The organism is Mesorhizobium sp. BH1-1-5, assembly GCF_020165615.1.
Taxonomy (GTDB): domain Bacteria; phylum Pseudomonadota; class Alphaproteobacteria; order Rhizobiales; family Rhizobiaceae; genus Mesorhizobium.
In genome coordinates this window covers 1-10,541 of sequence record NZ_JAIUIM010000052.1, presented here as the reverse complement: position 1 = coordinate 10,541, position 10,541 = coordinate 1, and the positions used below count along the sequence as shown (strand labels likewise).

The 10,541-nt window shown below is 60.7% G+C and carries 11 protein-coding genes; 5 read left to right on the top strand and 6 right to left on the bottom strand.

Features of this window, described 5'->3' with window-relative positions; genetic code table 11:
• The 4 genes from LB572_RS34105 to LB572_RS34090 form a co-directional block, all read left to right on the top strand.
• Nucleotides 1-1,626: type I secretion C-terminal target domain-containing protein (locus LB572_RS34105; protein WP_224670890.1), on the top strand; the 1,626-nt coding region annotated here is incomplete at its 5' end.
• Nucleotides 1,627-1,739: 113 nt separating this feature from the next.
• Nucleotides 1,740-2,108: a hypothetical protein gene (locus LB572_RS34100; protein WP_224670889.1), complete on the top strand. Its 369-nt coding sequence runs from the start codon at nt 1,740-1,742 to the stop codon at nt 2,106-2,108.
• 33 nt (nt 2,109-2,141) lie between these two features.
• The gene (locus tag LB572_RS34095) at nt 2,142-2,870 is read left to right on the top strand and encodes a lytic transglycosylase domain-containing protein (RefSeq protein ID WP_224670891.1); all 729 of its coding nucleotides are present in this window, start codon (nt 2,142-2,144) and stop codon (nt 2,868-2,870) included.
• 227 nt (nt 2,871-3,097) lie between these two features.
• Nucleotides 3,098-4,324: an ABC transporter substrate-binding protein gene (locus LB572_RS34090; protein WP_224670888.1), complete on the top strand. Its 1,227-nt coding sequence runs from the start codon at nt 3,098-3,100 to the stop codon at nt 4,322-4,324.
• Here the strand turns inward: LB572_RS34090 and LB572_RS34085 are convergent.
• The 6 genes from LB572_RS34085 to LB572_RS34060 form a co-directional block, all read right to left on the bottom strand.
• Entirely contained in the window at nt 4,269-5,195 is a 927-nt protein-coding gene (locus tag LB572_RS34085; protein ID WP_224670887.1) for a phosphatase PAP2 family protein, read from the bottom strand. The genes LB572_RS34090 and LB572_RS34085 overlap by 56 nt on opposite strands.
• 138 nt (nt 5,196-5,333) lie before the next feature.
• Nucleotides 5,334-5,879: a prepilin peptidase gene (locus tag LB572_RS34080; protein ID WP_224670886.1), complete on the bottom strand. Its 546-nt coding sequence runs from the start codon at nt 5,877-5,879 to the stop codon at nt 5,334-5,336.
• Complete coding sequence (locus tag LB572_RS34075) at nt 5,876-6,421, bottom strand: tetratricopeptide repeat protein (RefSeq protein ID WP_224670885.1); 546 nt, start codon at nt 6,419-6,421, stop codon at nt 5,876-5,878. The genes LB572_RS34080 and LB572_RS34075 overlap by 4 nt, the downstream gene beginning before the upstream one ends.
• Nucleotides 6,422-6,473: 52 nt before the next feature.
• Nucleotides 6,474-7,493 (bottom strand): type II secretion system F family protein, encoded by a 1,020-nt coding sequence (locus tag LB572_RS34070; protein ID WP_224670884.1) that lies wholly within the window; start codon nt 7,491-7,493, stop codon nt 6,474-6,476.
• Nucleotides 7,439-8,410 carry a type II secretion system F family protein gene (locus LB572_RS34065; RefSeq protein ID WP_224670883.1) on the bottom strand — a complete coding sequence of 324 codons (972 nt, stop codon included), beginning with the start codon at nt 8,408-8,410 and terminating at the stop codon, nt 7,439-7,441. The genes LB572_RS34070 and LB572_RS34065 overlap by 55 nt, the downstream gene beginning before the upstream one ends.
• The gene (locus LB572_RS34060; RefSeq protein WP_224670882.1) at nt 8,410-9,789 is read right to left on the bottom strand and encodes a CpaF family protein; all 1,380 of its coding nucleotides are present in this window, start codon (nt 9,787-9,789) and stop codon (nt 8,410-8,412) included. The genes LB572_RS34065 and LB572_RS34060 overlap by 1 nt, the downstream gene beginning before the upstream one ends.
• Nucleotides 9,790-10,285: 496 nt before the next feature.
• On the opposite strand from LB572_RS34060, the gene LB572_RS34055 reads away from it, so the two are divergent.
• Complete coding sequence (locus LB572_RS34055) at nt 10,286-10,510, top strand: Flp family type IVb pilin (protein ID WP_224670881.1); 225 nt, start codon at nt 10,286-10,288, stop codon at nt 10,508-10,510.
• Nucleotides 10,511-10,541: the final 31 nt, after the last annotated feature.

The following is a 10,541-nucleotide window of genomic DNA, read 5'->3' as shown; positions in this document are numbered from 1 at the left end:
CACGGCATATTCCAGCTGACGGCGGGCGGCGCCTGGACCTACACCCTGACGTCGCCCTTCGACAGCGGCGCAACGCAAGGCGCCAACACGCTGACGGGCGCGGAAAGCTTCACCTACACGGCGAAGGACGCCAACGGCAACACCGTGACCGGCACCGTCGGCATCAACGTCATCGACGACGTGCCGGCATTTACCCTCGTCAATGACGGCAATGGCGACGGCATCGTCAGCCTGTCGGCGCTCAATCCGTCAACGGCCACCACTTACAACGGCCAGTTCGCCGAGTGGCAGTATGGCGCCGACGGGTTTGGCAGCATTTCGGCGACAGGGCAGAATGTACAAGTCGCCTCCAGCTCATCGTCCCAGATCGTGCTCAACCTGATGGAAGGCACCGATGTCGTTGCTGTCCTGACACTCAACGCCAACGGCACCGACTCGCTGGAAGTGGTGCACCGTGCGGGTGACGTCGTGTTCGATCCAATCGCGGCAACTTCAGCGACTGCTGGAGGCCCGACAGGTTCCCTGCTGGTGGATTTGGGCACGGCCGCCGACTTCAATATTCTCGTGACCGGCGATGACGGCGTTGCGCCAGCCAACCAAAGCGGAAAGGATGAGGTGAATACCAGTTCACAGGGCTGGGCCGTTAAGGGAGGACAGGGCCAGACGAATGATGCCGGTGAATCCATTACGTTCAAATTCGTTGACGATAGCAACAATTCGACTGGCCACAGTATCGACGACTTCAAGTTCACCACCGAGGGCTACACGGGTGGCATGTCGACGGCCAAAGTTACCGTCCTGGTCTATCTCGATGCCAGCATGACGCATTACGACCAAGTGACGGTCAACAACGCGACATCAGGCAGCGTTATCCAGATCAGCAATCTTGACTGGTCGGCAGCCGCGGGTAACGGCGACTATGTAGCCGGCAATGCCATCTACGGGGTGAAAATCCTCAGCGACAGCACCAACAAAGGCGGCTTCCGAGTGAATGGCGTCGAGGTTGGTACGCATTCCGAAACGCCGCCTGCGGATCTCGACTTCAACGGCATCCATGTCACGATCACGGATCACGATGGCGATACCGCGACGCAGACCTTCAATGTCCACATCGATGGCACGACCGGTAGTCAGCTGACGGTCGAGTCCATCGCCGGGACTTCCGGAGATGATAATTTGACTGGCACCGGCGGCAACGACACGCTGATCGGCGGCGCCGGCAACGACTTCCTGGACGGTGGCGCCGGCAACGACATCCTTATCGGCGGCGCGGGGCTCAACCACCTGACCGGCGGCGCGGGCAACGACACATTCGTGATCGATCCGTCCAAGCTCACGGTCCATGTGGCCGATGTCATCGCAGACTATACGCAGGGCCAGGACGTCATCGACCTGTCCGATCTGCTCAAGTCCCTCGGGGCCAACGCGCCGACCACGGACGCGCAGACGGGCGACGTGGTCAATGTCACCTCCTCGAACGGAACAGCCCACGTGATGGTCGACGACAACGGTACTGCCGCCGGCGGCAATATGGTCGAGGTGGCGACGCTGACGAATGTGGGTGTCGGATCCACGATCAGCATCCTCTACGATCACACCCACACTCATACGGAAAATGCGACTTGACGGTGCGATCGTTTGGATGACGCAAACTTGGTGGCTCGGAGGCGTGGCGTAAGGCCACGCTTCCATGCTATGCATTAGCGAACCGTGAATTCGCAATTTGAAGAGGGGCTTACATGAAACATTCCGCAAGATTGCTGGCTTCGGCCACGGCGCTGCTGCTGGCCGGGTCGACGGGCTTCGCCGCCGATATCATCGGCGAGCCGGCGGTGAATTACTGCCGCACCGTCGGCACATCGGACCTGGTGCTGACCGACAACATGGTCGAGCTCAAGGACCATGTGGTGAAGCTGATGGACGAATCGGTCGCCGTCGCCAACAGCCCGGAATGGATCAACTCGTCGCGTCCCGCCTTCGTCTGGGCCTCGGAAGCCAAGGTCGCCTGCGGCATGGCCTATGGCTACCTGAAGACGAACTACAAGGACGAAGACACGCTCAACAAATGCGAGTGCTTCCACGACCGCATGGTCGAATATATGCATTGAGCTGACGGCCGATCGAGCACCGGCTTGGCTGCGATGGTGGCCGATGGAAAATTGCCGAAGGCGATCGCGCTGGCGGTCGCCTTGCTCGGCCTGAATGCGACACCTGTCCACGCCAACTGGCTGGAACGGCCGCAGCCGCCGAGGGCGCGGCCCTCCCATTGCGCCGCGGCGCCGGAACGGAGCCGCGAGACATTCAAGGTATTCGCCACCTGCCAGGCGTCGCTCTACGGGCTCGAGGCCGTTTTGGCGCATGCGGTGATGGAGATCGAGAGCGGGTTCGATCCCGGCGTGCGCGGCGCCGACGGCGAAGTCGGCCTGATGCAGGTGATGCCGGCAACGGCGCGGATGCTCGGCTTTCGCGGCTCGCTCGACGAGCTTGGCGAGCCCGCCACCAACATCGCGCTCGGCGTCAAATATCTGGCGCAGGCAAACAGGCTCGCCGCGGGCGACCTCTGCACCACCGTGATGAAATACCGGGCCGGGCACGGGGAAACCCGCTTCTCGGTCCGCTCGGTCAACTACTGCCAGCGCGCTCGCGCGATCCTGGCGCGGGAGGGGCTCGAGGTGGCCGGGCCGCTGCCGGTGGCGACGGTCGGCTTCTTCGACGATTCCCTGGACGGCGCCGTGACCGGCCAGGAGAAACGCGTGTGCGTGCGCCGATCGTTCGTGCCCGGGCCGCGCTACATGAAATGCGCCGAATATCGCAGCCCGACGCAAGCAAGGGTGATACAGGCGCTCAGGGCGCGGCTCTTCGATGGCTGAGCCATGACGCGAGAATCACGGGACGGCGGCGCAAGCAAGACGGTAAGATCAGTTGAAGACAGGCCGGGGCGAATACCCGGCGGCAGATGGGTGGAAGCAGCATGAAGCTTGAGCGACACGATCCGCGCCTGAAGCGCGCCGCGTCGAAACGGATCCGCGCGAGGCTTGGGTCTTTGTTTCATGCATGCCGTTCTCCCAAAACCGGGGCCACCTTTGGGCGACATGCATTGGGGGCGATCGCCCTCGGGCTGGTCGCGGCGCTGGGCGGATGCCAGTCCAAGAGCGGCGCGTCGGACGTGCTCGATCCGTCGGCGGTTGCAGCACCTGCCGGCCAGGCGGGCGCCGCCGCTGCACCCGCCCAGCCGGCAAGTGGCGAGACCTCAAGCAGCGCGACTTCGGGCGGCCCGACCTCGGTCGCTGACGCAAAGGCCAATTTGACGCTCGGCACGGGGCCGACCAAGGTGACCATGCTGCTGCCGCTTTCGGCGCCCGGCAGCACGGGCGAGAACGGCCGGAAAATGTATGACGGCGCGCGGCTGGCGATGGCCGATCTCGGCGACAAGCTTCTGACGCTGACGATCGAGGATACGCGCGGCGACAGCGGCAATGCCAAGGACCTCGCGGTAAAGGCGATCACCTCGGGCACGGCGAAGGTCGTCATCGGGCCGTCCGAGCCCGCGGCCGCGCAGCACCTTGCCAAGCTATCCGGCTCGAAGCGGCCGCCGGTGCTGGCGCTGGCCGACAATTTCGCCGGCGGCCCGGGCGTCTATTCCGTGCGGCTCAGCGAAGCCGACAGTGCCGCGGCGGGCGCGGCGGCAATCGCCGGCAAGGGCGCCAGGAAATTCGTGCTGATGGTGCCTTCGGGCGCCGACTCGAGCCCGATTGAATCGCGGGTGGCCAACGCGCTCAGCATCTATGGCGCGACGCTTGCGGTGACGCTGCCCTATTCGGCGGCCGATGGCGGCGCCAAGGTGGTGTCGGACATGGGCTCGCTGGTCGAGGCGCCCGACGCCGTGGTCGTCGCCAGCGGCGGCGGCAGCCCGACGGCGGTGCTGGCGGCGCTGAAGGCGAAAGGCGGCAAGGCCGTGACGCTGATCGGCACCGACCGCTGGCTCGAGCGGCCGATGGATCCGCTCTACGAAGGCGCCTATATCGCGACGCTCGACGAAAGCGAGACCGGGCCGATCGCCGATCGCTTCAAGGCGACCTACAAGTACCAGCCGGACGTCAACGTCGCCTACGCCTACGACATGGTGGCGCTGAGCGCGGGCATAGCGAGCTCGGCCGGGCCCGACGGCTTCAACAAGCAGGTGCTGGAGAACACGACGGGCTTCCGCGGCTCGACCGGCCTGTTCCGCTTCCGCAGCGACGGCTCGAGCCAAAGGTCGATGCCGTTTTTTAAGGTGGAAAAGGGGCAGCTGAAGCTGGTGGAGAAGTCAACGTCGGGGTTTTGAGGGGGCGAGAGCTGTCAAAATCACGCTGATTTGAGCTCTCTGAAGGTGTCGGCTTCTTGCCGACCCAGCGGATTAAGCCGATCGAGATGACAGCCACAACAGCCCCACCAATGAGATCCATGAAATGATGGCCGCCTTCTGGAATGGTGGCAGCGATCATTGCAGCATTGACCAGCACGGCCGGCCAGAAAAGGAATGTGCGTCGAACGGCAAAGACGATCAGAATACCGAGCGATGTGTGAAATGACGGAAAGGAAATCAGCCCGACCAGCTTGCTCGGGATGAATTCGTAGGGGCTTAGCGAGCGAAGCTGATGAAGGGTTTCCAAGTGCACAACCCCAGCCCCCGTGAAATGGCTATAAGACGACGCCTGCGGCTGGTAATAGGAATAGGCTCCGGCAGCGGGGACCAGCATTGACATTGTGGTGGTCATGAACAAGGCCACGACCAAGGTGGCCGCAAATTCAAAGAACCGTGCCTGGCCTCTGGTCGAGGCGTGGAACATCAGCACCAGCGGCACCTGATAGAGAACAGAGGCATAGCTGGCCACAAGAATTGAGGCCAATATCGGCGACGAATTTGCTGTCTCGACCATGGCTGGCCAGTTGAAGCCAATCGACCGATCCATTGCGGCCATAGTCCCGTCCATCAGCGGATGTCGAGTGGCGGCGGCGAGAAACATGTATAGGCCGTTGGCGGGCTGAAACATGAACAACAGCATCAGGAAGATACCGATGCTCTGAAGCCCTTCCGATACCCTCATCAGCGTATCTCCAATTGCACCGGTTGCACGGCGCTTGGCGTGATAGAGCAGTTTGGATAAGCCGAAAAACATCGCCCCTATGGCAATGCCCTTAGCCGCAACCGCCATGATTCCAGCTCCGAGATAAATAGCCGATCGTTGCAATAGGATGGCGTCCGAAAGCGTGACGAGTCCGATGGTGACAAGTATAATCACCAAGTATCGGCTATATGAGCTCATCACGCGGCCTCGACCTTCAAATTGGGTCTAATTAAGCTGCTGCAAGATTCCAGAACTCGTTGCCACGAGAATCGCGTGATACATTTGCAAAGCGGTCGTGCAGATGGCGGCCGCCGAGATCGGCACGCCGAATGGTACAACCCCCTTACGATCCATATGCTGCACATAGTGGCGAAACATTCCGGCCGGCAGCAGGAAGGGGTTCTTGACTAGGGTGGCCGTGGCGATCGCGAATACCAACAGCAACATGGAGAAAACGACGAGACTGCTTCCGCCGATCAGAAACGGCGTGACGCTCATAAGCTTGACGTCGCCGGCACCGATCTTGCGCAGGAGCCAGAAGGGAAAGAGCGCAAGAAACAGAGCAAGTCCGCCGAACGCGCTAAGCCCCATTTCCAACCATGAGTGAGCTTGCAAGGCCTGGAATTGCAAAGCGCCTATGCCAAGGCAAAGCAGCAGCAGCACATCCCGGTTAGAGATACGCTGCGTGGAAAAATCGGTCCAGGCAATACGCCCCAGCAACAGGATAGCCAAGCCCTGGAAGACAAGCGAAGCGGTCAGCAAAAGGCTCATGACCGCTCGACGTTCCTTACGCTGGACGACAGAAGCTTCAGATTGTTGGCGACCGTCGGATCGTTAGGCGCCAGTTCATAGGCCTTCAGGAAGTTGCTGCGCGCGTCCTGCAGCTTGCCGCGAAGCAGATAGGAATAGCCGAGATTGTTGTAATATTCCGGCGTCGCGCCGAGCAGCCGATGGGCGCGGCCGTAGGCCATGTCGGCAAGGTCGAAACGGCGGATGCGATCGCAGGACGCGGCGAGCCCAAGCCAGGCAACGCCGTCATTTGGGGCAAGCCTCGTCGCTTTGTAGAACAGAGCGCCGGCATTGCCGTAGTTTTCGGAACGGAACTGCGTCTTGGCCTCTGTGACCGCCTGGTCCGAAGCGTAGTAGTCGACGTCGCTCACCGTCTTCAGCCCGTCGAACGTATCGCCGAAGGCGGTATAGTCGCCCTTGGCCGGCTCATTGGTACGCACGACGCCGCTCGCGGAGTCTTGCGTCTGGCAACCGGCCAGGAAGATCAGCAGCAGGCTGGTCGCGACTGCGAGGCGCTTTGTCATTGTATGTCCCACGAGTCCCCGACTCTATTTTAGAACCTAATCATATGACGAACTAGAAGAAAATGCCCTTCATGCGAATGATTACCGGCAGCATGATCACCATCATCACGACGGGAAAGATACAGAGTCCCAGCGGGATCATCATCTTGACCGGCAAGGCGTTGGCCCGCTCTTCGGCCCGCAGGATGCGCTGGCCGCGCATCTCGGCGCTGTAAACGCGCAGGGCGTCGGTTAGGCTGGTGCCCAGCTCTTCCGATTGCCGGAACAGGACCGCCAATGCCCTCGCTTCGTCCAAGCCGATGCGATCAGCAAGCTCGCGCAAGGCGTCGCGCAGCGGCTTGCCGGCCCGTAGTTGCAGATTCATGATCGTGAGCTGAATGCCCAGCCATTTGTGAGTGCCGGCCAATTCCTGACTGACCCGTTCGACCGCCGCCTCCAGGCTCATGCCGGCATCGGCGCAGGTGATCATCATGTCCATGAAGTCTGGAAAGGACCGGCGATAGATCTGCTTCTGCGTATTCTCGAAACGGTCGAGCATGATGCTCGGAATGACGATGCAGCCGAGACCGATCAGACCAGCGCCAGCGAAAGCGACGAAGCTGGGTACCCGCGGCGGCAATACTTTCGACAACAGGACGTACATCACCAAGAAGCCTACCGCGACGCAGCCCAGCCGGCAGAGCGTGTAGATGAGAGGGGCGCTCGCGTGATGGAAGCCGGCGCGAAAGAGCTTGGCCTCCAGTGCGTCAGGCTCGTTGCGCTCCTTCTCCATCGACCTGAAGTAGGCTTCGACCGGCTTTTGCGCCGCGGCCTTGGCAAGACTGTCTTGGCCAAGGATCGAACGGCGGTCCACAGGGCCGTCACCCACAAGACTATCCGTGACCAGCCTGCGCGTCTGCATCGCAGGCAGGAACACCAGCGCGCCAAACAGGAACAGGGCTCCGGCGGCGGCGAAGACAGCAAGCGAGACGAAAAGGGTCAGGTCGTCTGTGTTCGAAAGTAAGCTCAACGTCGCTCCTAGAAATCGAAAGTGACCATGCGATACATGATGTAGTCGCCGAGCAGCGCCCATATCCCGAATGCCATGAACACCGGCAGGACTAACGGATTGCCCCAGACTTTCCCATAATAGGAGGGCGCTATGAGCATCAGGATCAAGAACATTACTATGGGAAACAGCGAGATGATCCACGCGGAGGCGCGGCCCTCGGCCGAAAGCGCTCTGACCTTCAATTTCAACTTCTGCCTTTCGCGCAGCACGAATGAGAGATTCGAAAGTATCTCAGTAAGGTTGCCGCCGGTCTTGGCCTGAATTGAAAGCGATACGGACAGCAGGTGCAAACCCTCGAAGCCAACCCGCTCCGAAAGTTTCCGAACCGCCTGTTCCATACTGAGGCCGAAGGTGATCTCGTCGGCGACGATGCCGAACTCCGTGCCAAGGGGGTCAGGCATTTCACGGGCAACGAGACCTATGGCCACCGAGGTCGGATGGCCGGCGCGAAGTGAGCGCACGATCATATCGAGCGCATCAGGCAGTTGCCTCGCGAATTTCTGGATTCGCTTGTTGCAGGCCCGACGCAAGACCAGCAGCGGCAATACGAAGCCCACCAACAGGAAGACAAGCAGCGCAGCCAGCGGAGAAAGACCGACGAGGAACCAAAGAAGCAGCGCCAGCGCCAAACCGGCGAGAACGAACGAAGCCGCGAAAGTCATCGGATTTCCGGTGACCCCGGATTGGGTGTAGAGCCGGTTCAACCAGATAAAACCGGAGATAAAGTCCCCTGAGTCAGTCAAGCCGCGTTCACGCAGCAGGCTTTGCAATGTCTGTTCCGCAGGCGCGTCGTCGGCGATGCGGCGTATTCGGTGATTGACCGCAACCTGGCGCGAGCGCCGGCGGGTAAGGGAAAGGTATAAGGCTTCGCCGGCAAGGATGACCGAGGCGGCTGTGACCACATAGATGAAATAGAGAAGCGCCTGTCCCGTGAGCATTACAGCGCCACCTGCGGATTGAAGGCGTCCTTGGCGAAATGCAGGCCGAGTGTGGCCGCCTCCGAGGCGAAACGGGGACGAACGCCGGTGGCGCGGAAATCGCCGACGATCGAGCCGTCGGCGGCGACATCGCGCCTTACATAGTGATAGATTTCCTGCAGCTGCACGACATTGCCTTCCATGCCGGTGATCTCCGAGATGGAGACGACGCGCCGCCCGCCATCGGAGAGGCGCTGCGTCTGCACGATGATGTCGATGGCCGAAGCGATCTGCGCGCGGATCGATTCGTGCGTCATCGGCAATCCGGCCATGCCGACCATCTGCTCGAGACGTGAAATGGCGTCGCGCGGCGTGTTGGCATGGATGGTGGTCATCGAGCCTTCATGGCCGGTGTTCATGGCCTGCAGCATGTCGAAGGCTTCCTCGCCGCGCACTTCGCCAACGATGATGCGGTCGGGCCGCATGCGCAGCGCATTTTTCACCAACTCGCGCTGACGGATCTCGCCCCTGCCCTCGACATTGGGCGGGCGCGTTTCCAACCGGCCGACATGCGGCTGCTGCAATTGCAATTCCGCCGCGTCCTCGATGGTGACCAATCGCTCTTTCGACGGGATATAGCTCGACAATGCGTTGAGCAGCGTCGTCTTGCCGCTGCCGGTGCCGCCCGAAACCAGGATCGACTTGCGCGCCTGCACCGCGATCTTGAGTATGTCGATCATCGGCTGCCGGATAGAATTGAACGCCATCAGGCGCTCCAGCGAGTAAGGGTTCTTCGAGAATTTGCGGATCGAGACGAGCGGCCCGTCGACCGAGACCGGTCGCACGGCGATGTTGACGCGCGAGCCGTCCTCCAGGCGCGCATCCGCCATCGGCGCGGATTCGTCGACGCGACGGCCAATGGCCGAGACGATCTTGTTGATGATGCGCAGCAGATGCGCCTCGTCGCGAAAACGGATGGAGGTTTCCTCGATCATGCCGCGGCGCTCGATGAACACGCGCTCATGCGTGTTGATCATAATGTCGGTGATCGAGTCGTCCTTCAGCAGCGGTTCGATAGGACCAAGGCCCAGCATCTCGTCAGCCGTGTCGCTGGTCAGCTGATCGAGCTCGCGGGCGTTCAAGGGCACGTTCCGGCTCCGCACGAATTCGCGCACGATCGGCCGGATCTCGTTCAGGATTTCATCCTTCGACGCGCTTTCCAGTGTCGTCAGGTTGAAACGATCGATGAGATGGCGATGCAGCTCGACCTTCAAGGTCAGGAAGTCGAGACCTTGCGGTTCCGCCTCCGCCGCCGCAGCCGTTCCAGTCGCCGCGGAAACCATCGGCACCGCTTGCGGCGCCCTTTGCTCACCCGGCCCTTTCATGAAGCGACCCAACATGTCGCCCGCCCCTTTTTGATTTCCCCAGGCCGGAAACTAAGCGTTAACCACAAGGGGCACAAGCGGCGGCAGCGCAAAGTGCGGGCATTACTTGAGACATAGTTAAGAACGTGGCCGTAAAACCACATAACTATTTCACAGCAACCTTATGTCGTCAGACTAAGGTCCTAAGACTTTTGCCGCAAGGTAGGAGGCAGCTCCTCTAAGCCATTAGATATAATGAATTATGTAGGATTCCTAATTCGCCTGCAATGGGGCATGACCGTGGCGTAATTGTGAATGAATGGTTAAGATGACTTGAAAAACGAGGCGAATCAAGCGCTTGTCATAATTGAAAGAGCTTCGGATCGAGTATTAAAAGGTTAAGCCTCCGTTAATCCGTTTGACACTGCTTTTTCGCACGACCTAGGATTGAACGTGACGGGGGATGCTTGGGTATGGGGTTCATCCTTAGCTCTGTCTCGTCGGGTTCAAACCTCCAAAGGGAGAAATTGGCATGAAGAAGCTCATGACGATGGCCCGGCAGTTCCGCGACGATGATAACGGCGCTGCTATGGTCGAGTACTCAATCCTGATCGGTATAATCACGGCAGCGACGATCGCGTTCATCATCGGTGTCGGCGCCTGGGTTACCGGCGCATGGACCACCCTATGCACCGATCTGAATAAAACGGCGACTACGGTCGGCACTACCGTCAGCGGCGGCTGCACGCCAGCCTGATACCTACTAGAACCGACCGGGCCTCTGGGCC